The organism is Paenibacillus sp. yr247, assembly GCF_900103825.1.
GTDB lineage: Bacteria > Bacillota > Bacilli > Paenibacillales > NBRC-103111 > Paenibacillus_E.
In genome coordinates, this window is record NZ_FNIF01000011.1 from 123,513 (window position 1) to 144,000 (window position 20,488).

Here is a 20,488-nt window from a genome sequence, read left to right on the forward strand (position 1 = left end):
TTATCATACTGCTTTCCGGTTCCTAATCTCAATGCATCTAGATACCCATATGTGAGCAATTATAGACGAATTTTAAAAGTTGAGCCCTTCATGAATATAGACACCTAGTAGGCAGTAAAAGTTTCACTCCATAACGACGATATTCACAAATTGGGACTTGAAACCTACTTCGTCAATATGGTAACTTACTCATAATAGACAGGATTAGGGGGCTAGTATCATGGAATTGTTAAAACAGCGAATCCTAGAGGTCGGTGTGGTTGTATCGGATAATGTGCTAAAGTTGGATGCCATACTTAATCATCAGGTAGATCCTGCGCTTATCATGGAGATGGGTAAAGAGTTTGCAAGATTGTTTAGAGAAACGAAGCCGGACAAGGTGTTAACAGTTGAATCATCCGGCATTCCGATTGCATATACAACTGCCTTTCATCTCGAGGTTCCCATGATATTCGCGCGTCGCAAGAAAACGCTGACCATGGATCAAGACACATACAGTGAACGTGTACCTTCCTTTACGAAAGGGATTGTGACGGACATTATGGTATCCTCTCATTTACTTCGCAAAGGGGAGCGGGTTCTGCTGATCGATGATTTTATCGCAAATGGAGACGCGGCACGCGGATTAATTCGTATTATTGAAAAAGCAGAAGCGGAGCTAGTCGGTGTAGGCATTGCGGTGGAGAAATCATTTCAGGCTGGTGGAAGCTCAATTCGCGAGCGTGGAATTCGTGTAGAATCCTTAGCTCGAATTTCCTCACTGGCGAACGGGCAGATTACTTTTGACTGATTTTACATTATGTCGATGTCTTCCCTGAAACCGATTTATCCATTATAATGATTACAAGGTAAGAGAGGAGGCTGACATCTATGGGTATTGAAAATGGTTCCATCGAATATTTTATGACAAAGCTTGGGGAAGCCAAAACACATTTTGAACGTGCTCTTGATTGTAAGCATACAGAATTTGATGACCTGTATCCGTATATGATCGAACACCCTCAATTTTTCTGGTACAAACGCTATGTAGCCTGGTCTGAGTTGTTAACCATCGTGAAGCTTTGCACAGAGCTGACGATCGAGTGGGAAGAGCAATTCTCCGTGGCACAAGTGGAATATATTCAGAAGCGCGTAATGTCTAGCAAAGTCCTTGATTTCTGGTTCGAGACGAATGACTCGAAGGAACACGTTAGCTAATTTATCCCCATATACGAAAGAGGCCAATGGATCCGCAGAGGATTCGTTGGCCTTTTTTTCAATTGTAATCTCTCAGACGCCATTTTCCAAAATGTTCATGCTTTCAATATGCCTTTTCGTTTGTTCGGAACCCAATTTGTGCAGTGTTCGATACACTTCCGTTAAGTAATAATCATATTCCTGATTGGGCTCATTGGAGTAATAAACTTTCCAAGGAAGCCATGAAGATTCATAGCTGCCTTGGGATGAGTTATCGGTTTCCTCAAAGAGCTCCTGCAGTTTATCAATTTCTTCGTCTGTAGCCGATATTTCGAATTCAAAATTCAGTGCTTCTTTATTTTCTAAAACTTCCCCTGTGCCGACGTTAACGTAGTACGTTTTTTTATCCAATACAAAACCTCCCATGCTGTAAGATTAGCTTTGTTTCGTCATTGTTAAGTTATCCCGAGTAAAGCTGATTTATGTAACGTTTAAACTAAACAGGAATTGGTGTATGCTAAAGGAGTAAATTTGGAGTATTGGAGGTAAGAGGATGATATCCGAAGAACAACTAGATCTTTATCGCGTTGAGAGCACTTTGCTCCGCGTTATACGCGATGTTAGCCCAGCGAATGATGTCCGCGGAATTGTGGTTGCTTGGGATGATGAGAGTGTGTTAATCCGCAAGAAAAACCGCAGAGTCGTAAAGCTTTCACGCGGATATGTGTATCAACCTCACGGCGACGAAAGACCGCCTGAATACATGCTTCCGCAAGAGCCAATTGAACCTGATACGGTTTCTGATGATGACGAATAGGGATGTACTAAGCGAGATGGAGATTCCTATCTCAGGTATTCATATGGATTTGGTTAGCTCACGAAAAGCTACGTATCTCCGAATTTGCAGCGACACTCCTATGCGGACGTTGAATTCTTCGCCATGGGGCGGTGGTTTCGGCACGCATAAGGTCATGTTGAATCGGCAAGTAGACAAGCTGTATAACGAAGCTGATCCCCTACGAGAGATGGACGATTTCATCCAAAGTGAGGGCTTGAGTCCCCAAGAAACAGCTGGTATGCTGACCGCGGCTAGGGTGAAAGATGTTGGCTATAGCGCCTTAACCTGGGGGGCGGATGAAGCCGCAGATATCAGCGAATATGACCGGAAACTTTCGCAGCGGTTAGGGGAGGAGCTCCTTCACGTTTGCTCATGGGTAACGGTTGGGCTTGGGAACAAAGCTAGAGCTGGCGCGGAGCTACCTGCCGCTTCGCTTTACCCTGGGACCATTAACACAATTGTCGTAATTAATGGCAGTTTAACAGATGCAGCGATGGTCAACGCTGTCATCACGGCTACAGAAGCCAAGGCGGCAGCGCTTCAAGCGTTGGGCGTCCATGTGGATGGTCAGACAGCTACTGGAACGACAACGGATGCCGTGCTGATTGCTACAACATGCCGCGGTCAAACTTACAGCTATGCCGGTACAGCGACAACGCTAGGCTACCTGATTGGAAGAACCGTTTATAAAGCTATCATGGCTTCGGGACAATTGTATGAGAAAACGCCCTACTGATCCTCATGGAATTCGTAGAGCGTTTTTGTTTTTTTTGGTTAGCTAGGATCTACGGAAAACGCCGTAAGCTACCGCTGCTGTAATCGCATCTAGACTAGATTCATCCTCATCTTCACTTTTGAAGTTTGGATCATGTACAATGGCTTCGGCTTCACCTTCGGTTAGTTCCCGTTGATTGCCTGTATATTTCGGTTCAAGGGCTTTAATTTCTTCCTTATCCATCAGTCACCCCTCCTTTGGGGATAGGGTTTGGAGAGGCCGAAGGAATTATACATGAATTGTAAAAAGTTTCGTTGACTAGCTTTCAATTCCCATGTTATATTAAATTTTGTCACGGCTATTACGACTTCGTTCATAGAAGCCGCACATGCGATCATGGCGGAATTGGCAGACGCGCACGGTTCAGGTCCGTGTGGGCTTACCCCCGTGGAGGTTCGAGTCCTCTTGATCGCATCAACTCACTGCAACCCTTTCAGATGAAATCTGAAAGGGTTGTTTTCATTATTTCCTAGGAAATAATGTCGATTGGCGGCAGCAATCTTTGTTGCAGCGAATGATCAAGAAAATCCACTCCGCTTTCAAATGAGTAAGCTTAACTCCGTATAGCGGTTTTCATGAAAAATAGGTATAATACATAGTATAGATTGTACATGTTTATAAAGGAGCTGAAATTTTCATGGATAGAACGATTACGGTTACACATTCAGGCAGTTTTGCTCATGTTCTTCAAACGTTTGCTATTTCCCTTCTGGTTTCCTTCGTTGGGACATTAATCGGAGCGATTGTCGTGCCACCATCGATGATTATGCTTTTCATCATTGCAGAGGTGGTTATGCTGGTTGCCGCTATCGTGATTCGGATTCGCGGTAAGCATATTGGATACGGATTTCTTTACGCGTTTACGGCCATTTCAGGAGTTACCTTGTATCCAGTCATTATGCATTATGGCGGTATGCTGGGGGCGAACGTAGTATCTGGCGCGTTCTTCGCGACTGCGGCGATCTTCGCCGGGCTCGCCTTCTATGCTCACCGCTCGCAGCGTGATTTCAGCTTTCTAGGCGGCTTCTTGTTCGCAGGAACAATTGGTCTCGTGCTCATGAGTGTCATTGGCATGTTCGTAAGCTTTGGTTCTGTCATGAACCTGGTTTGGTCGATGATTGGCATCTTGATTTTCAGTGGTTGGGCTCTCTACGATGTGGCGCAATACCGCAATGGTGTAGCTGCGGAAGAAGTTCCTTTGGCTGCATTAAATATTTATCTCGATTTCATTAATCTCTTCCTGTATATCTTAAGATTCCTAGCATCCATTGCTGGTATTAACAGGGATTAGAGAAATGTTAGAAACACCAAAAAAGCACTTTCGAATCTTACCGACTGGTGGGAATCGAAGGTGCTTTTTGCTTTGTGGCTATCCGGGAGAACGAGCTAAGAGCTCGTTCTGAACTTGGTCGTCATGGTAATAAGAAATATCTCCGCGAAAGCTTCGATTAACTTCCAACAGGGTATGCAGTAGTAGGATGAGTTCAGCATGGCTCAACCGAACGGTGGCTGCCTCTTCTTTCTCGTGATTGCTCAGTTTCAACTCAAGCAGATGATCGAATTTATCCATTTGAATTTCAATCTGATCAGTTAGGAGCATCTGTTCCCACATCCAATACACCTCTTTTTCGCTAAATGCTTTTAGTATATGCGGCAGCAAGGAGAATAGAAGCGTATGGACGTTACATGCTCGATCGATTTTTTTGATACAAGCACGATTTTCTGTCTCTCTTCATACAATTTAATGATCCTAGAAGGGTAGAGAGGAGATGACCTATGGCGGCTTGCAGTACATGGACGTATAGAGGTATTTCGTCTTCAGTATTTAAAGCCTTACAACAAGTCGGCAGAAAACAGGGATTTATGATTCCCAACGCAGCTTCAGGCAAGTTCATGATTACCGTTGTTGGCATGAATGTCGGTTTTCAATATGCATGGGATACAAATGCTCAAACTTTATTATTGCAGTGTGATAACAAACCAATGCTGCTAGGTTGTGGTACAATTAAAACTTTTGCAGATAAAATCATTGCGGAAAGTGGCGGAAAGATCGGTTGAACCCATGTCGCCCACCTGTCTATTGCGTTTAAGCCCATGTCTCTCTGGTTAAAATAGGGAGAGAAGGCAGGTGGGAGTATGGCAAAAAGCGATGAATTGGTAAAGTACATAACTCAACAAGTAGTTACGTATATAGACACACCAAGGGATGTTCGTCAGCAGGCTAAAGCCATGAACAAGGAACAAAGGGAAAACTGGCAGACACGCTGGTTCGGCATGCTGCCGCTGGCCGCTCGGATGCTGATTGACCAGGTAAAACCTAAGAAGTGAAATTACGAAGCCTCTTGCAAATGATCGGGAGATTGTCATAACCTGATTGTTCTGCGGGAGGTTTTTTATGTTACCTAGCGAATAAGGGAGGGGATGAAAACATTTGAAAGTAGGAAGGATGAAGTCACAATGAAACTTGAGAAAAACACTAAACTTGTCATGATCGGTGATTCGGTAACGGATTGTGAGCGTACAAAGCCAGTTGGCGAGGGATTGTTTGGAGCTATTGGCAAAGGTTACGTTTCTATTGTGGACGGGCTGCTTAATGCATCGTACCCAGAGCTGCAAATCCGTACAGTGAATATGGGAAACAGCGGAAACACGGTGCTAGATCTCAAAGCAAGATGGCAAACGGACGTCCTTGATCTGAAGCCGGATTGGTTATCCATCATGATAGGCATTAATGACGTATGGAGACATTTCGACTTACCGCTTCAAAAAGAAATTCAGGTTGGCAGTGAAACTTATGAAAAAACGTTAAGAGAGCTAGTAACACAAACGCGTTCGCATGTAAAAGGGATTGTACTGATGTCGCCATTTTACATAGAACCTAATCCACAGGATGCCATGCGCTCCAAAATGGATCAATACGGTGAAGTCGTGAAAAAGATTGCCGAAGAAACGGGCTCCATTTTTGTGGATACGCAGGCTGCGTTCGAGCCTGTACTTCAGGTCTACTACCCTGCATACCTCGCATGGGATCGTGTACATCCGAATCATGTAGGGCATACCGTTCTAGCCAATGCTTTTTTGAAAGCTATTGATTTTAATTGGAAATAAGTCGAAAAGCCTTAGACCTCTCGATAGTGGTCTAAGGCTTTTATTAGGGGTAAATATGTCCTTGTCTTAACGCCGCCTCCAGTAATACGTAACGTGGACCAACATGATCTAAAGTGAGGTAGGAATCCCCATCTTCCCATAGCTGGTAACCAAGAATTGCGAGAGGCAGTGTCACTTGACCTTCATAAAGCTCGGTGACATAGGTTAGCTTGTCCTGCAAGTTTAAAGCGTTTTGAAATTCCTTGAGTCCGGTCACTGAAAGCGGATTCCCTTGGACCCAAGGAAGACGATCATAGGGATCGAAGGCAGGATATAATACCGTTGTGGCTTTGCCCTGTAATTTTGTCCCCTTAATTAGAGTGTCCGTAAGACTAGGCTTAGGCTCATCTTTGAGCGGAAGCACTTCACCTGATTTGGCATCTAAATAATACGTTTGGTCTTGGATATTTACTTTCCATACAGCTGTTAGTGAATCCATGTATAATCGGTTTTTCATGATCATTTCATTTTGAATAAAATCAGAGTAAGAGGTAGTAGCTGGAATGAGTTCCTGCTGTATCAATGATCGATACAGCGTGGTCAAGCTGAATAATGGATTGTTACCTGTTCCGTATTCGGTTAACCGGAAGGAGCCATTTTCTGTGGCATGTACGATCATGTAGCCAACGTCTTGTCCATGATCTGTGAGGATAATCACCCATCCATGTGTGCCTGGCCCGAGAGGATAACTGTTCCAAGCTGCCGTTTGCCAGCCTTCAAATCCCTTTTCGTGAGCGAGGGTTGCTCGCCAACTGTTGATCGTAGCTGCCAAAGAGGATTCGCTCCGCAAATCCGGTATTGGTTTCGTCGCTGTGTTACTTACTATTGTTTCCTTTGCCGTTTGTGTAAGGCTTGTCCTATCAAGACCTTCACCCACAGAGGTTTGGAGCGGTATGAATAATAAACTGCTTACACTAATTAAGCAAGCTGCTGTCCATGTTGTCCACAGCTTCATCCTCGTTCACCTACCTATCGTAACCTCTTTTATATGAATCTATTGTAATTCTTATGTTTTAAAAAGATTGTTAGAACCTGTAGCGTTAATTTTGCGATGTTTTAGCGACTGACGTCAGTTCCTGGGTGTTCGCCCAGCGTTCAAATGAAACAATCCGCAATTGATGACAGAGACGACGATGCGCGGCTTGTGCTGCCAGTCGATTTCTTGCAGACGATTTCGGCATTGGGTTTCGATTTCGTCTCTTTTGTCAGGCTCTGCGCTCAGCAGAAGACCGTTGTAATAAGACTCAACACGGTCGATCTCACTGCGATGCTGTTCATTCGCTTCGTCAGCCCAACTGTGGTCGTACACGCTGATTTTGCGCTCGAGCGTCATTTCTAGGGCGTTTATGGCTTTGGGCAGTGAAATCGTATCAGGCAAAATATGACTATTCGCAGGCAGCTTTGGTGAAAGACTCTTAGTTAGCACATGCTTGTGAAAATGCTCCCGGATTTCGCCGCTATTCAGTTGGATGGCAAGGGAGTGAATTTCGCTTCGCTTGCGGTCGCAAGCAAGTTCAACCTTGTAATTGACACATAACCAGGTGTCATAAACAAGCGATGCATGATACGTAGCTCCCGTCGGGAAGGGTTCTTCGAACAAATGAACGAATCGTCCCCGTTCACGGACAATACTGAACATTTGCTCTAAACGCCTGCTGCCGAAGATAACTTCGTCCTGCGGAACACGCGTGGTGATCGTCGTCGGAACGAAGCCGAAATAGCGGCCAAGAATGCTGTCGGAATTCTCGTCAGGCGCTACAGGGGATTGACTTGACCCTTGACCTTGAGATTGGCTATGGGCCTGGTTAGGAAACCCTCCATTTGGAGGGTTTTTCACTGCGGTTGCGGCGACCTTCGGTTTGGACTCTAGCTTCATTTGTTCAGGATCTAAAATGAATTTATAGGTCATCGTTTCGGCGGGAGCCCCCGTTCGTTCCACGAAGCTCCAATAATAAGGACGACCTGTCATCTCTTTGTCCGCTTCCGGAGACAGCTTAGTGGTGACGTAGGCGGGTGATTTCTCTATGATCGTGCAATTATATGCTTCAAGAAAACGCATGACGAACGTGTGAATGTTCCGTTTGTTCATGGCCTTACCTCACCGCTTTGCATGCCGTAGGAGGCATCGATAACGCCTTGTATTGCGAGTCCCTGTAAAGGATCATTTTGTTCAACTTCCAATTTGACCTCGGTAATCGATTGGCCTAACTCATCGATCTTTCTACGTATATCTTCGCTTGAACCTGACTCCATAATCATGCGGAACAACGATGTTTCGAGTGAGCCTTTCTTTTCGATCTTCTCCAGGATGGTATCAAGTTGTCCAATAACCAGCTCAAACATATTGATTTTTTCGTGCAGTAAAGAAAGAATATGTTCCTCAATCGTATTATTTGTAGATAAGTTATAAATGTTAACATCGTGCGTTTGTCCAAGACGATGTACACGGCCAATGCGTTGTTCCACGCGCATCGGGTTCCAGGGCAGATCGAAATTAATCATGTTATGGCAAAACTGCAGATTAATTCCCTCACCTCCAGCTTCAGTTGCAACAAGGACTTGTACACGGTTGCGGAATAAATCCATCATCCAATCTTTTTTTCCGCGATTCATCCCGCCCCGATAAGGCACAGCTGTAATTTTGTGTTGTTTTAAATAATTCAGCAAATACTCTTGCGAAGCTCGATATTCCGTGAAGATGATGACTTTATCATTAATATCTTGTATAAGCTTCATCGCGGTCTCCGCTTTGGTGTTTGCTTTAATACTGCGAATCAGCTCGACAAGCTCCCATATTTTAGCCCGAACCGGCGAATCCTCCGCTGTTTTCTTAAAAAGATTGACGAGAGTGATGAATACGGCGTCCCGAGAGCTGCAAACCTCGCGCTGCAGAGTGATGAGCGAGAGCATGCTGCTGAGATCACCGGCACTTTCCTCATATCGTGTTCGAACGAAATTCGTTACACCATCGTAGAGAGCCTGTTCGTCATCCGAAAGAGTGAGAGGGATGTTCTTCACAACCCGTTTGGTATAATGAACACCGCCGTCGCCGCGGCGGTTGCGAATCATTACCTTGGATAGCTCCTGTTGAAGCTGAACCTCGTTTTTCGGTATCCTTTTACCTACGACGTAATTGGATTTGAAGCTGCTTTGAATCCCCAGTTGACCTGGTTTGAGCAAGGTGATGAGGTTGAACAACTCTTTCAAGTCATTCTGCACCGGTGTGGCGGTGAGCAGCAGGCAATATTTTTTGCGCAGCTCATTCACGAAAGTGTAATTGGTCGTTTTCTTATTTTTTAGCTTGTGAGCTTCGTCCACGATCAGCATGTCATATTCAAGACCCATCACAATTTCTCGATGCGGGTCGCGTTTGGCAGTATCCATGGAGGCCACAATGACCTCGCTTTGCTTCCACATATAGGCTTTTTTATGAGCGACGGCCGGAATGCCGAATTTAGAATTCAATTCTCGAACCCATTGCAGTACAAGGGAAGCTGGGACAAGGATAAGTGTCTTGCGCACCAGGCCGCGGATCATGTATTCTTTTAAAATCAAACCAGCCTCGATCGTTTTCCCAAGTCCAACCTCATCGGCCAATATGGCGCGGCCTCGCATCTCGTTGAGCACACGTTTCGCCGTATCGATTTGATGAGCCATTGGCTCAAGCTGCCCCAGATGGACGAGGCACTGCATCTCGTCAAACGTAGAAATAAGCCCCGATTCTTCCGATTCGTAGGCTAGCTGGTAAAGCGTCCAGTCGTCCCATGGACCTCCTCCGCGCACACGATTATCCAGCTCAGTAAACCAGTCCCTCTCAAAGTGCATATCAAGCTGATTATGAATGGGGCGAATGTTCTCTTGCTGTTCATGTTGACGCATAGATGTGCCCTCCTTAGAGTTTGCGCAGCAAAACTGACTTCGTAAGCATGAGCTGAGTTTCGTAAGAAAATAACTTCATAAGCTTGCGCTGTGTTCGTAAGAAAACTAACTTCGTAAGTGTGAGCTGAATTTAGTATGTACGCCATTTTGCTCAGCAGCTAATTGCCGAATACGTGTTAGTATGTCCAGAAGAGGCGCTTTCATAACTTTTCCATGCAAGATGCAGTAAAACTGTAGGGAAAGTGTAACTGTCGCTAACATCGTAAGCTAGTACAATTTTATGATATGATAAGAATTGTCTTTGGATATCAAAGTGGGAAAGGGTGACCGAAAGAGATGACGGCATGGCGTTTTATACATACGGGAGATCGTTCTCCTGCTGAAAATATGGCTTTAGATGAAGCAATTCTAACCGCTCATAGTGAGGGAATCGTACCTCCTACGGTTCGTTTTTTCGGATGGAATCCAGCCACATTGTCGATTGGCTATTTCCAAAAAGCATCGGAAGTCGATCGGGAAGCAGTAGCTAGTGAGGGAATTGGCTTTGTACGTCGTCCTACCGGGGGGAGAGCAGTTCTGCACGATAAGGAGCTGACGTATAGTATAATTGTCGCTGAGGATTATCCGGGCATTCCCCGCAATGTGACCGAAGCTTACCGCGTGCTGAGCGAGGGGCTGCTGCAAGGATTTCGGGCGCTCGGACTTGGCGCCGAAATGGTGCAGCTCGCGAGTGATGAGGAGAAGGAGAAGTACGCTTCCGCTGGATCAGCGGCTTGCTTCGATTCCCCCTCGTGGTATGAGCTTGTTGTTGAGGGACGCAAAGTCGCCGGGAGTGCGCAGGTTCGGCAAAAAAATGTCGTGCTGCAGCACGGCTCCATCCTCCTGGATATGGATACTGATCAGCTGTTTCGAATGCTGCGCTTCTCGAACGAAAAGGTGGCGGATCGTATGAAACAGAGCTTTCTTAAGAAAGCCGTGGCGATTAACGAACTGCTTCTAGCGCAAGGGAAAGAGGCGGTGACACTGCGTCAGGTCGAGGAAGCGTTTCGTCGTGAAATCGCACTGGGGCTTGGCGTGGAGCTCGAAGAGGCTCCGTTGACACCATACGAGGTTGAACTGACCGATCAACTCGTACGTGAGAAATATGGTACGGACGAGTGGAATTTTCGGCGATAAATGAGAGAAGCAGGAGATTTGATTTAGGGATTTAGCGATTTAACTGGAAAACTTCCAGCTAAATCAGTGTTTGCAAGTCTTTTGACAAAAAGAGAGGAAATTAACGAGGGGATTTCCAGTAAAATGGATGAATAACGCTCAGATGAAGAAATTAGCATGATTTTTTCCCGTTAATCAAATCGAAGAAAGAAACCTATGGCATAAGCCTTAGGTTCTTTCTTCGATTTGGCGAATTATGACATAATTTACTTTCAAAGCGCGAGAGATTATATGCTTGAGGTAAGTTCTAATTTAAGCAAAAGTACGTTCAAACTCGTTTTGCAGCCTGCGAGTAAGCTGACCGGGAGTGCCGGTTCCAATTGATTTACCATCAATCTGTATGATTGGCGTAATTTCCATCGTAGTTCCTGTAATAAAGGCTTCGTCAGCCTGCAAAAGCTGCTCCGTCGTAAATGATTCTTCTTTAATCATAATCGCGAGGGACTGGGCTAATCTCAAAACGACTGCTCGGGTGATGCCATGCAGAATTAAATGGTTAGCGGGATGCGTGTAAAGTACGTCATCCTTGATCATCATCAAGTTAGATGCGCTGCATTCTGTAACAATACCATTCCGATGCAGAATGACTTCTTGTACACCGTGATCGAGTGCTGCTTGCTTGGCCATGACATTAGGCAGAAGATTGAGCGTTTTGAGATCACACCGCAGCCAGCGGATGTCCTCTAAAGTAATCGCGTTAATCCCATTATGTATAGAAGCGATAGGTCTCTGCACCTCGTTACAGTATGCGAGCAGAATCGGTTCGGCTTGAGTGGGGAACGGATGTGCACGTGGAGCTTCGCCTCGGGTGATTTGCATATAAACAGTGCCTTCAATAAGTTCATTTCGCAGAACAAGTTCAGTGAGAATCTGTTCGATTTTTTCAATGGAAAAAGGCAGCTCTATTCGGACTTCACTTGCAGTTCTTTGAAGTCTCTGCATGTGAGCATCTTGCTCGTAGAGCTTTCCATGATAAACTCGGAATACTTCATATATTCCATCTCCGAAATAATAGCCACGATCATCAGGTGAGAGACTAACGTCCTTCTTGCTTAAGAACTCATTTTTATAAAAATACATCTACAACATCTCCTTAAGTTTTCGTAAGCATATCCTATAAAAAAATATCGAACAAACGTTCTAAAATGAGATAAAATGTGTTATCCTATATATAGGTTAGCAGAGGTATTCGTGATCGTCAAAACGAGCTGCGTACTTTATCGAATTTACCATGAAACAACGATTGAATTTGAACATTTTGATCGTGAAAAAGAGAGCATTTCAAAGAAAGTCTTAGCTAAAATGATTAAGGCATGTCTTAATGACGAAATTTGGTTCTTTAGCCATTAGAAGATCAATATGTAGTGTTGTATAATGGATTTCACACACCATATATTGTAATTTTACATAAATTTCATTAAAGAAAGCTTGATTTTATTCGCAGCTGAATCTGTAGCTTATTGGGAGGGCATTAGTAATGGGGATTGTACAGTCAAATAAGAAGTTGGATGGTTTAAGCGAGAAAATATTTTTGGATCGCTATGCACTCAAAAATGCGGATACGAGTTTTGCTAAGGTGGGCGATACTGTTCTCGTTTTGACAAAGGACGACCCCAAATTCCCAGCTAAAGAAGTTGGCGAAATCATAAGCCGTGACGGCGATATCGTGAAAGTAAAAACACGCAGCGGTGAGACTGTTGAATCCTCGGTTGAAAAGCTCACGCTAAATATAGAGAAGTCACCGGAAGAAATGTGGGACCGTTTGGCCGGTGCTATGGCATCTGTGGAGGCAACTCCTGAGAAGCGTAAAGAATGGACAGATAAATTCAGATATATCCTCGATGATTGGAAGCTTGTACCCGGTGGACGCATTGCTGCAGGTGCGGATGCAAGTGACGAACTAACACTCTTTAACTGCTATGTAATTCCGTCTCCACATGATAGTCGTGGCGGAATAATGAGTACCCTTACGGAAATGACTGAAATTATGTCACGCGGCGGCGGAGTCGGAATCAATTTGTCTTCGCTTCGTCCACGTCGTTCTGTTGTGAAGGGTGTTAACGGCTCATCCAGCGGCGCTGTTTCTTGGGGAGGTTTGTTCAGCTATACAACTGGCTTGATTGAACAAGGCGGGAGCCGTAGAGGTGCCCTTATGCTGATGATTAACGACTGGCATCCTGATCTTGAAGATTTCATTACGGTGAAGTCGACGATGGGTCAAATTACGAATGCGAATTTATCCGTTTGTGTAAGCAATGGATTTATGAAAGCCGTTAAGGAAGATCTCGAGTGGGAGCTTGTTTTTCCTGATACGACAGACCCTGATTACAACGATAAATGGGATGGCAACCTAGATGCTTGGAAAAAGCTAGGTAAAGCCGTTAAGCCTTATCGCACCGTAAGAGCACGTGACGTTTGGCATACGATCATCGAGTCCGCTTGGAAATCAGCAGAGCCAGGTGTCGTATTCATGGAATACTACAACCAAATGTCGAATAGCTGGTACTTCAATCCAATTATTTGTACGAATCCATGTGGGGAGCAGGGGCTTCCGGCTTGGGGAGTTTGCAATTTATCTGCTATTAATCTATCGAAATTTTATGATGCGGAGAAGCATGACGTGGATTGGGCAGATTTGGCCAAAGTTGTCCGTTATTCAACTCGTTTTCTCGATAATGTGATCGATAAGACTCCTTACCATTTTGAAGAAAATCGTACGAATCAACAAGGTGAGCGTCGTGTAGGACTAGGCTCAATGGGCCTTGCGGAATTGATGATTAAATTGAAAATTCGTTATGGAAGTCCGGAATCTCTGGTGTTTTTGAACAAAATCTACGGCTTTATGGCCAGAGAAGCTTATCTGGCATCGGCTGAGATTGCCGGTGAAAAAGGATCTTTCAAAGAGTTCATTGCAGATAAATTCCTTGAGAGCGGCTTTATGAAAAACATGACCAAGGCTTTCCCTGAAGTCGGTGAAGCGATAAAGATAAATGGCATGCGCAATGTTACGGTGATTACACAAGCTCCTACTGGAAGCACGGGTACGATGGTTGGTACATCGACGGGCATTGAGCCTTACTTTGCATTTGAATATTATCGCCAAAGCCGTCTTGGTTTTGACAAACAATATGTGCCGATTGCCCAGGAATGGAAAGATGCTCATCCCGATCAAGAGCTGCCAGATTACTTTGTAACATCCATGACATTGACGGCAGAAGATCATATTCGTGCACAAGCTGCGATTCAAACATGGGTAGACAGCTCGATCTCCAAAACAGCGAACTGTCCGGCCGATTTCACGGTTGAAGAAACGAAACGCTTGTATGAATTGGCTTTTGATCTGGGTTGCAAAGGTGTAACCATCTACCGCGATGGAAGCCGTGATGTGCAAGTATTGAGCACGAGCGCAGAGAAAAAGGAAAATAAGAAAGCAGAAATAGCTCCGGTAGCCGTTGCTGCCGAGGCCGTGAAAGAAGAAGATAGCCTTGTTAAGCTATCAGGAGAACTTGCAGTAGATGTTGATGCGAAGACCGAGCAAGTATTCGATAAACAATATAAGCGCCGCCCGCAAATTCTACGCGGTGCCACATATAAAGTGAATACACCTTTCGGAATGGCGTATATCACGATTAACGATATGAACGGTACGCCAAGCGAAATATTCCTCAACGTAGGGAAAGCAGGCTCCGATGTGTTCGCTATGTCAGAAGCACTAGGCCGCGTGTGCTCCTTGTTCTTACGTTATGGCGACCATGGCGACAAAGTAAAGCTGCTCGTGAAGCACTTGAAAGGCATCGGCGGCTCCGGAGCCATTGGTTTTGGCAACAACCGCGTCGAGTCTATCGCGGACGCAGTTGCCAAAGCGCTCGAGCAGCACGACGAAGTGATGAACGAGCAAGACGACGCGCGGAACTATGTGACCGCGACGAGTGAAGTTCTAGATGCGCCGCCAGTGCCGCATGTTGCGAGTCATAACGGGCATTCCGAATCGAGCGCAGCTAGCGTCGCATCGAAGGACTTGTGCCCGTCCTGTGGATCCGCTTCGCTGGTCAACAGCGAAGGGTGTAAGAATTGCATCAACTGCGGCTATAGCAGGTGTTCATAGGATTGAGCCAGGGCGGAAGCCCTGGTTTTTATTGTCAAATTCCATAATTAATTAGAATTGTTCCATAATTCCTTAGACGGTTTGTTCCATAATTTCTTAGAAAAATGATTTTATACATCAAAATGAATAAATATACAACAAGGTCAGTCGGCTATGCATTGTTATCCTGATGAATCATTGGAAGGTTTTTTGTGTAGACTGGCTCTAATTAATCATCGTGAAGTTTTTGAGTTGGGCGTAGGGACTATTAAAAAGGATGCGTCTGAAAAACAGATTGAAAAATATCTTGACTCAATATCTGTATTGGCTGGACAGGATATAACAAAGGACTATTTAATTACATATAGGTGGTTTCTCGAAGGACTTACCCTACCAGAATGGAAAAATCAATTGTATTCCCGATTTTGCCCGAAATGTGTAGAACAAAGTACATATCATAGAGCTAACTGGTCGTTAACACATCATACGTATTGTTATAAACATTTAATCTATTTAATAGAGAATTGTTCATATTGCCAAAAGAAAATCAAAGTTGTTGATATAACAAAAGGAAAATGTGGTTATTGCAATAGCAATCTGAAGCATTCTCCGGTGCTAAGTATTGGTAAGGAGCCCAAATATCTTACAGAAGAAGGAGATTTTAAGAATATAGATTCACCATTTTTACAGCATTCTTTAAGTATAACTGAACAAATTATTCTAACTCAGTGGCTTTCATATTACTTGGTAATGAAAACAGATCTTTTTAATATAACTTTAAATTCAACTGAGAAACAGCGGCTTGCTTCGAGAGGATATTATCATGATATAATTCAACAATTTAAAATTATGTCACTTGCAAATGATTTACTCTCAGCATGGCCATCTAAATTAGTTATATTTTTAAATATACATTTCAAAGGGTCGTTTGATAGAACTAAAGATTTTATGTTCAAATTTGTGTACTTAATGCGTGATAAAAACTTGAAAAATGTGCTAAGAAAAACTCATATGCGTGAGGAGAGCTATAAAAATATTCGTTTTGAGCAAATGAATTACGATCGTAACTACTTATTTGTAGAAGACATTATAGAAATTTTTGGGATTCCAGAGGAGCTACTCCAACGAGTCTTAAACAAATCGCAAATTGATATAATTTATCATCCAAGAAATAATCTTAAAATAATTCATAAAGATTATATCCCAATGATACAAATTGAGTTTAGTAACTACGATGAAAAAATAGGGTTTATCTCACTCAGTAAAGTAGCTATAAGATGGAATGTTAGTAATATAACTACAAAACTAATATGTGAAATGTTTCAAGTTCCAACGCAGTATTTACTTGAAGAAGTGTGTTACGAACTCGCTTTTATAGAGAGACTTGATCAAAAAGTAACTGAGTATATTTCTGCGTATAATTTATTAGATAATTGTATATGGAGTAACAAGACCATTAAGGAATATTTAAAAAGAAAAAATATTGAGGTAGTTTTCCAATCCAGTATTAACAGTTGGGACTATTTATATTTTAGGGGAGCTGTGATAAATGCAATAAATATGATGAGTAATAATAAGAGTGATTATCTCGATAGAAGTAATGTGATTAATCAACTAGGGTTTGAGCTTTTCAAGGCGGGGCAACTTGATGTATATTACTTTTCGAGTGGGAGCAAGGGATCTCCATTTTATTATAAATTAGACGTACAACATGTGATAAATATGTATGAAGTATATAAGAATGTAAAAGAAGTTGCTAAATATCGTCATCATGAGATAGTTAGACGAGCGTTATATGGGGAGAAATAAATTTTTGTTTTTTTGAAATGAACCGAGGAATTAAAGTATATAAAAAACATGGCGACTAGTAACAATCGCCATGTTTTTTTATTCATACATTTCCATTAGTATGTTCTTTACTTTTTTTACTTCACTTGATTTTAAAGATAGTAGCAGATTTACAATTTGCTCTAAATCATCTGATTTATCTTTGGTTCGACTATTTAGTCTCGTATATTCAAATAAGTCATATAGTCCAACATTCAAGGCAGTCGCAATTTTAGAGAGATTTAGAACTGAGATGTTCTTTTCAGCACGCTCTACTCCACCAATATATGTATAGTGAAAGTCAGCCAATTCTCCTAATTGCTCTTGTGAAAACCCTCTTTGCTTCCGTAATTCACGTATTCGTTCACCAATTAATTTTAAAGTAGGATCTGACATTGGCTACACCTCTAATTGAAGTGTAGTCAAGATACATGAAGTCAAACATGTGTCTAAATGTATTATCAAACTTAAAATACTATGTATATGTATTATAACTCTAGTTTTTGGTGATATTAATAGTAATAGATTAATAGGAGGTGTTTATTGTGGAAAAATTGTTTGATTTATTTCCACCAGAGAGAGCAGAAGTAACTGAAAATGGGTTGTTCTTCAATGGAAATTTGTATTCATGCAGCATCGCAATCAAGGAGCAGTGGTTTTTACTTAAGGAGGATATATTTAGAGAGATTCCTATTTATGTAGACAGAACTGATAATGAGTATATTTTAGTCTTGTTGAATGATGGTAGTCTTACAATTGCTTATAGAATATTTGATGAAACAGTGATGAATGAACAAAATATACTAATTTATCAAGAGAAGATTAGAAACCTAAAGCATCAGTTGAAAAATCGGAAAAGAGCAAGAAAATGAATTTAAAAAATCAACTCGATATATATCAAGATGAGAGTCTTTCGAGTTATCTTTTCAGATTGTCTCAGTGTAATCATTATCCGAGTGTTACTTATTTGGTGGATTTTCTTGGTTTATCAGCGTACCAAGCTCAAAACAATGAATTCGATCAAGAAGCATTGAGTAAGCTTATTGACCTGAATGAAGGGCTTGTAAATTTTGGGATTTACAATGGGTGTAATTTGGAAGAACGAGTTGGAACAGAATTGTACACTAGAATTATAATGAAAAATAAAGTGAAGTACTGTCCATTGTGTATTCAGGATAAATATTTTCATCGAACAATTTGGGTAGGGATACCTTGTCATTTATGTATTGAACATAGAGTTAAATTGATAGATCAATGTCCTCAATGTGGTTACTTAATAAGTATGGCTGCATTTATTAGTCAAAAATGTGATAAATGCTCCTTTGATTATAGAGAAACGGAATCACTTGTAATTGAGAATACTATTTTTGTAGAATCACAATCACAAATATATCATGGATTTTGGAATGGAAATTTTTTAGTATTGAAGAATTGTAATTTTACTAATTTCTTTAAGTTAGCATTCCACAGTTTTCATTTACTTAATGGAGCCTCAGATTATAACTCGTTAACGTCAGAGGAATTATTACTATTTTATAACCGTTCAAATGGTGAGAAGAGCGGATTTACCCTAGCAAATGCGCTAGCTAATATCTATTGGATGTTTAATGCTTTCCCAAATCATTTCTTTATTGTATTAGATGATTTCTTAACTCGTAAACGAGGACAAGCAAGATACGAAAAGTTAAAAGCATTTGAAGAGCTCTTTAACGATCAAGCTTTTTCATGGGTCGAAGAAGCTTATAATTCATATTTTATCGATCAAATTGATATGGGAAATGTAAGGAGAGATTTTTCAATATTTAAGAAAAACCCTAGTTTACTATTAAAAAGAACGAAGATGCGGAGAGAAGAAGTTAGACAAAACACTGGAATTGCTTACGAAAAGCTCCATGAATTAAATGATTTTAAGGAGTTGCAGCTCGAAACAAAATTAACAAATGGGCAAGCAAAGTATTTAATCGAGAAAAGTACACTTGATACTTTTTTGAATGAAAGGCATTCACTTATTTCAAGAAAGGAAGCTGGGTTAATCTTAGGGATAAATACATATTCAGTCTCGAAAGTAGTTAATGCGGGTTACTTAACACCTATTCAAGTTGCTAATTCCCCAATAAAACAGTTTCAACTAGATGAAGTGAATAAGTTAATGGAGCTTTGTTTGGGTCAGATTGAAAGTAAGCTTAATACTAATTTTATTAGATTTCATGATGTGCTAATCAAATATTCTACAAGTTCGCTAACAATTGTTGATATCATTGCGTTTACGTTATCAGGACATCTCAAGCCATCACGAATTATACCTGGGGGCAATTTAGTGGATAATTTTTATGAAGAGAATGAAATTAAGGCTTGTTTGGAATTAGTCAAGAGAAAAAAACAAGAAGAAGTCGGATATTTCTTTCAAGATGTCATGAAAAAACTAAAAATAGGAGAGAAGAGGTTATGGAAAGTTTTAAATGAAAATGGAATAGCGGCTAATTTCACTTTGCATATGAAAGATGGAAGAAAAAGATATTACTTTAAAGAAGATACGATTTCAAAAATTCAAAAATGTTTAAGCAGCCCTGGCTAATGAAATAAAAATATTAAAGAAGGGTTGGTTGCAATTGAGTCTAAAAGAAATATTAAAATTTATCCAGGATGGTTCATATTTGAAACTAAAACAGGAGGAGGAAAAGTTATATCTTTTAAAAAATATGATCAGGGCTGAACAGGATGAACTAAATTTAAAACGCATTGTTTGGAAAGAACATGGAGTAATTGGTGAGTTTGAAACCTGTAGGCAATACAGTTATAACCACTTGGATTTAAATGTATTACTTCTTGATCTAGGGATTTTACACCTAAATACATTTGTTAGAAGTGAAGAACTATTGGAAGAGGATAAGGAGAAATTAAAGGATATACAAATTCCTGGAAAATATTTTTTGAGATTTACTGCTAGTAATGATCTTAGAGCACAGATATCAGATTCGCAATATGACCCAAATTTAAATAATATTAGATTAATTGAAAAAGTTGCACTTTGGAGGGAATCTTATAATAAGTTTGAGTTACTAAATAACCATTGGAAAAAAGTAAGGTTGAAAGTTCTAGAATCATCTGATTGTAAGTTATCTCAAAAAATAATATTTACTTGTGGAACGCTTTCAATTGTTGAATCACCGGCAAGATATAGAACGGATAAGGTAGTTGACATACTTGGAATAGAGACAATATTAAAAAAGTCTAGAGTTGATCAAGAAAAATTATGATCTGGACCCTTTGTCAAGGACACTTGAAAAAAGCCTTGTGTCTAGGCGGCTAACAATAGATGATTCCTGTATTGCACAGGTGTCATCTTTTTTAATCCCCACTGATATCGATTATTGTTGTAGTAGCGAATATAACGGTCAATCTCTCGTTGTAGTTCTCCTAATGAGGAACAATTACGATGATCAACATGGTCCTTCATGTGGCCAAAAAAAGACTCTTGAGGCGCATTGTCCCAGCAATTTCCTCGTCTAGACATGGATTGACCTAACCCTTTTTGCTTCAAAAGTTC

General features: G+C 41.6%; 23 protein-coding genes and 1 tRNA gene. 15 read left to right on the forward strand and 9 right to left on the reverse strand.

All coding sequences use genetic code 11. The annotated features are described in order from the left end of the window. The first annotated feature begins 220 nt into the window (after window positions 1-220). Both BLT91_RS18700 and BLT91_RS18705 read left to right on the forward strand, forming a co-directional pair. A complete protein-coding gene (locus BLT91_RS18700; protein ID WP_090823652.1) occupies window positions 221-790 on the forward strand; it encodes a xanthine phosphoribosyltransferase in 570 nt (189 codons plus the stop codon). Window positions 791-870: 80 nt separating this feature from the next. Further along, window positions 871-1,197, forward strand: coding sequence for a hypothetical protein (locus BLT91_RS18705; protein ID WP_090823654.1), 327 nt, complete (start codon window positions 871-873; stop codon window positions 1,195-1,197). Window positions 1,198-1,269: 72 nt separating this feature from the next. Here BLT91_RS18705 and BLT91_RS18710 read toward each other — a convergent pair whose 3' ends face one another. Then, window positions 1,270-1,587, reverse strand: coding sequence for a hypothetical protein (locus BLT91_RS18710; protein WP_090823656.1), 318 nt, complete (start codon window positions 1,585-1,587; stop codon window positions 1,270-1,272). 142 nt (window positions 1,588-1,729) lie between these two features. On the opposite strand from BLT91_RS18710, the gene BLT91_RS18715 reads away from it, so the two are divergent. Then, on the forward strand, window positions 1,730-1,993 hold the full coding sequence (locus tag BLT91_RS18715; RefSeq protein ID WP_090823658.1) for a hypothetical protein: 264 nt from the start codon (window positions 1,730-1,732) through the stop codon (window positions 1,991-1,993). Continuing rightward, window positions 1,980-2,750 carry an adenosylcobinamide amidohydrolase gene (locus tag BLT91_RS18720; protein WP_090823660.1) on the forward strand — a complete coding sequence of 257 codons (771 nt, stop codon included), beginning with the start codon at window positions 1,980-1,982 and terminating at the stop codon, window positions 2,748-2,750. Before BLT91_RS18715 ends, BLT91_RS18720 begins: the two co-directional genes overlap by 14 nt. Before the next feature lie 42 nt (window positions 2,751-2,792). On the opposite strand, the gene BLT91_RS18725 is transcribed toward BLT91_RS18720, so the two are convergent. Next, a complete protein-coding gene (locus BLT91_RS18725; RefSeq protein WP_090823661.1) occupies window positions 2,793-2,972 on the reverse strand; it encodes a hypothetical protein in 180 nt (59 codons plus the stop codon). 147 nt (window positions 2,973-3,119) lie between these two features. On the opposite strand from BLT91_RS18725, the gene BLT91_RS18730 reads away from it, so the two are divergent. Both BLT91_RS18730 and BLT91_RS18735 read left to right on the forward strand, forming a co-directional pair. Then, a tRNA-Leu gene (locus BLT91_RS18730) sits at window positions 3,120-3,203 on the forward strand. A 223-nt stretch (window positions 3,204-3,426) separates the two neighbouring features. Further along, window positions 3,427-4,080, forward strand: a complete 654-nt coding sequence (locus tag BLT91_RS18735; RefSeq protein ID WP_090823663.1) for a Bax inhibitor-1/YccA family protein — start codon at window positions 3,427-3,429, stop codon at window positions 4,078-4,080. Window positions 4,081-4,158: 78 nt separating this feature from the next. Here the strand turns inward: BLT91_RS18735 and BLT91_RS18740 are convergent, their stop codons facing one another. Beyond that, a complete protein-coding gene (locus tag BLT91_RS18740; RefSeq protein ID WP_090823665.1) occupies window positions 4,159-4,401 on the reverse strand; it encodes a hypothetical protein in 243 nt (80 codons plus the stop codon). 164 nt (window positions 4,402-4,565) lie between these two features. On the opposite strand from BLT91_RS18740, the gene BLT91_RS18745 reads away from it, so the two are divergent. The 3 genes from BLT91_RS18745 to BLT91_RS18755 all read left to right on the forward strand — a co-directional run bounded on the left by BLT91_RS18745 (window position 4,566) and on the right by BLT91_RS18755 (window position 5,897). Then, a complete protein-coding gene (locus BLT91_RS18745; protein ID WP_090823667.1) occupies window positions 4,566-4,847 on the forward strand; it encodes a hypothetical protein in 282 nt (93 codons plus the stop codon). 78 nt (window positions 4,848-4,925) lie between these two features. Further along, complete coding sequence (locus BLT91_RS18750) at window positions 4,926-5,117, forward strand: YqzE family protein (protein WP_090823669.1); 192 nt, start codon at window positions 4,926-4,928, stop codon at window positions 5,115-5,117. Window positions 5,118-5,246: 129 nt separating this feature from the next. Then, on the forward strand, window positions 5,247-5,897 hold the full coding sequence (locus tag BLT91_RS18755; RefSeq protein WP_090823718.1) for an SGNH/GDSL hydrolase family protein: 651 nt from the start codon (window positions 5,247-5,249) through the stop codon (window positions 5,895-5,897). Window positions 5,898-5,940: 43 nt separating this feature from the next. Here the strand turns inward: BLT91_RS18755 and BLT91_RS18760 are convergent, their stop codons facing one another. The 3 genes from BLT91_RS18760 to BLT91_RS18770 all read right to left on the reverse strand — a co-directional run bounded on the left by BLT91_RS18760 (window position 5,941) and on the right by BLT91_RS18770 (window position 9,815). After that, window positions 5,941-6,891: a hypothetical protein gene (locus BLT91_RS18760; protein ID WP_090823671.1), complete on the reverse strand. Its 951-nt coding sequence runs from the start codon at window positions 6,889-6,891 to the stop codon at window positions 5,941-5,943. A gap of 114 nt (window positions 6,892-7,005) precedes the next feature. Next, a complete protein-coding gene (locus BLT91_RS18765) occupies window positions 7,006-8,025 on the reverse strand; it encodes a YqhG family protein (protein WP_090823673.1) in 1,020 nt (339 codons plus the stop codon). Continuing rightward, entirely contained in the window at window positions 8,022-9,815 is a 1,794-nt protein-coding gene (locus tag BLT91_RS18770; protein WP_090823675.1) for a DEAD/DEAH box helicase, read from the reverse strand. Before BLT91_RS18770 ends, BLT91_RS18765 begins: the two co-directional genes overlap by 4 nt. A gap of 336 nt (window positions 9,816-10,151) precedes the next feature. Here BLT91_RS18770 and BLT91_RS18775 point away from each other — a divergent pair, with 336 nt between their 5' ends. Then, window positions 10,152-10,991: a lipoate--protein ligase family protein gene (locus BLT91_RS18775; RefSeq protein WP_090823677.1), complete on the forward strand. Its 840-nt coding sequence runs from the start codon at window positions 10,152-10,154 to the stop codon at window positions 10,989-10,991. Window positions 10,992-11,282: 291 nt separating this feature from the next. Here BLT91_RS18775 and dat read toward each other — a convergent pair whose 3' ends face one another. Further along, the gene (gene dat / locus BLT91_RS18780; protein ID WP_090823679.1) at window positions 11,283-12,110 is read right to left on the reverse strand and encodes a D-amino-acid transaminase; all 828 of its coding nucleotides are present in this window, start codon (window positions 12,108-12,110) and stop codon (window positions 11,283-11,285) included. 397 nt (window positions 12,111-12,507) lie between these two features. On the opposite strand from dat, the gene BLT91_RS18785 reads away from it, so the two are divergent. Together BLT91_RS18785 and BLT91_RS18790 are read left to right on the forward strand one after the other, a co-directional pair. Next, a complete protein-coding gene (locus BLT91_RS18785) occupies window positions 12,508-15,135 on the forward strand; it encodes an adenosylcobalamin-dependent ribonucleoside-diphosphate reductase (RefSeq protein ID WP_090823681.1) in 2,628 nt (875 codons plus the stop codon). A gap of 153 nt (window positions 15,136-15,288) precedes the next feature. Next, a complete protein-coding gene (locus BLT91_RS18790; protein ID WP_090823683.1) occupies window positions 15,289-16,923 on the forward strand; it encodes a TniQ family protein in 1,635 nt (544 codons plus the stop codon). A gap of 78 nt (window positions 16,924-17,001) precedes the next feature. Here BLT91_RS18790 and BLT91_RS18795 read toward each other — a convergent pair whose 3' ends face one another. Beyond that, a complete protein-coding gene (locus tag BLT91_RS18795; protein ID WP_090823685.1) occupies window positions 17,002-17,337 on the reverse strand; it encodes a helix-turn-helix domain-containing protein in 336 nt (111 codons plus the stop codon). 149 nt (window positions 17,338-17,486) lie between these two features. Here BLT91_RS18795 and BLT91_RS18800 point away from each other — a divergent pair, with 149 nt between their 5' ends. The 3 genes from BLT91_RS18800 to BLT91_RS18810 are packed head-to-tail and all read left to right on the forward strand — an operon-like array spanning window position 17,487 to window position 20,198. After that, the gene (locus tag BLT91_RS18800; RefSeq protein ID WP_090823687.1) at window positions 17,487-17,813 is read left to right on the forward strand and encodes a hypothetical protein; all 327 of its coding nucleotides are present in this window, start codon (window positions 17,487-17,489) and stop codon (window positions 17,811-17,813) included. Continuing rightward, window positions 17,810-19,516, forward strand: a complete 1,707-nt coding sequence (locus BLT91_RS18805; protein WP_090823690.1) for a TniQ family protein — start codon at window positions 17,810-17,812, stop codon at window positions 19,514-19,516. Before BLT91_RS18800 ends, BLT91_RS18805 begins: the two co-directional genes overlap by 4 nt. A gap of 34 nt (window positions 19,517-19,550) precedes the next feature. Continuing rightward, window positions 19,551-20,198 carry a hypothetical protein gene (locus BLT91_RS18810; RefSeq protein WP_141225029.1) on the forward strand — a complete coding sequence of 216 codons (648 nt, stop codon included), beginning with the start codon at window positions 19,551-19,553 and terminating at the stop codon, window positions 20,196-20,198. A 41-nt stretch (window positions 20,199-20,239) separates the two neighbouring features. Here the strand turns inward: BLT91_RS18810 and BLT91_RS18815 are convergent. Beyond that, window positions 20,240-20,488, reverse strand: a 249-nt coding sequence (locus BLT91_RS18815) for an IS3 family transposase (RefSeq protein ID WP_141225030.1), incomplete at its 5' end; no start/stop codon positions are given.

What these genes read in the sequence shown, in the direction of transcription:
- BLT91_RS18700 (WP_090823652.1), top strand. Translation starts at nt 221, where the DNA reads ATGGAATTGTTAAAACAGCGAATCCTAGAGGTCGGTGTGGTTGTATCG.
- BLT91_RS18705 (WP_090823654.1), top strand. Translation starts at nt 871, where the DNA reads ATGGGTATTGAAAATGGTTCCATCGAATATTTTATGACAAAGCTTGGG.
- BLT91_RS18715 (WP_090823658.1), top strand. Translation starts at nt 1,730, where the DNA reads ATGATATCCGAAGAACAACTAGATCTTTATCGCGTTGAGAGCACTTTG.
- BLT91_RS18720 (WP_090823660.1), top strand. Translation starts at nt 1,980, where the DNA reads ATGATGACGAATAGGGATGTACTAAGCGAGATGGAGATTCCTATCTCA.
- BLT91_RS18725 (WP_090823661.1), bottom strand. Translation starts at nt 2,972, where the DNA reads ATGGATAAGGAAGAAATTAAAGCCCTTGAACCGAAATATACAGGCAAT.
- BLT91_RS18735 (WP_090823663.1), top strand. Translation starts at nt 3,427, where the DNA reads ATGGATAGAACGATTACGGTTACACATTCAGGCAGTTTTGCTCATGTT.
- BLT91_RS18740 (WP_090823665.1), bottom strand. Translation starts at nt 4,401, where the DNA reads ATGTGGGAACAGATGCTCCTAACTGATCAGATTGAAATTCAAATGGAT.
- BLT91_RS18745 (WP_090823667.1), top strand. Translation starts at nt 4,566, where the DNA reads ATGGCGGCTTGCAGTACATGGACGTATAGAGGTATTTCGTCTTCAGTA.
- BLT91_RS18750 (WP_090823669.1), top strand. Translation starts at nt 4,926, where the DNA reads ATGGCAAAAAGCGATGAATTGGTAAAGTACATAACTCAACAAGTAGTT.
- BLT91_RS18755 (WP_090823718.1), top strand. Translation starts at nt 5,247, where the DNA reads ATGAAACTTGAGAAAAACACTAAACTTGTCATGATCGGTGATTCGGTA.
- BLT91_RS18760 (WP_090823671.1), bottom strand. Translation starts at nt 6,891, where the DNA reads ATGAAGCTGTGGACAACATGGACAGCAGCTTGCTTAATTAGTGTAAGC.
- BLT91_RS18765 (WP_090823673.1), bottom strand. Translation starts at nt 8,025, where the DNA reads ATGAACAAACGGAACATTCACACGTTCGTCATGCGTTTTCTTGAAGCA.
- BLT91_RS18770 (WP_090823675.1), bottom strand. Translation starts at nt 9,815, where the DNA reads ATGCGTCAACATGAACAGCAAGAGAACATTCGCCCCATTCATAATCAG.
- BLT91_RS18775 (WP_090823677.1), top strand. Translation starts at nt 10,152, where the DNA reads ATGACGGCATGGCGTTTTATACATACGGGAGATCGTTCTCCTGCTGAA.
- dat (WP_090823679.1), bottom strand. Translation starts at nt 12,110, where the DNA reads ATGTATTTTTATAAAAATGAGTTCTTAAGCAAGAAGGACGTTAGTCTC.
- BLT91_RS18785 (WP_090823681.1), top strand. Translation starts at nt 12,508, where the DNA reads ATGGGGATTGTACAGTCAAATAAGAAGTTGGATGGTTTAAGCGAGAAA.
- BLT91_RS18790 (WP_090823683.1), top strand. Translation starts at nt 15,289, where the DNA reads ATGCATTGTTATCCTGATGAATCATTGGAAGGTTTTTTGTGTAGACTG.
- BLT91_RS18795 (WP_090823685.1), bottom strand. Translation starts at nt 17,337, where the DNA reads ATGTCAGATCCTACTTTAAAATTAATTGGTGAACGAATACGTGAATTA.
- BLT91_RS18805 (WP_090823690.1), top strand. Translation starts at nt 17,810, where the DNA reads ATGAATTTAAAAAATCAACTCGATATATATCAAGATGAGAGTCTTTCG.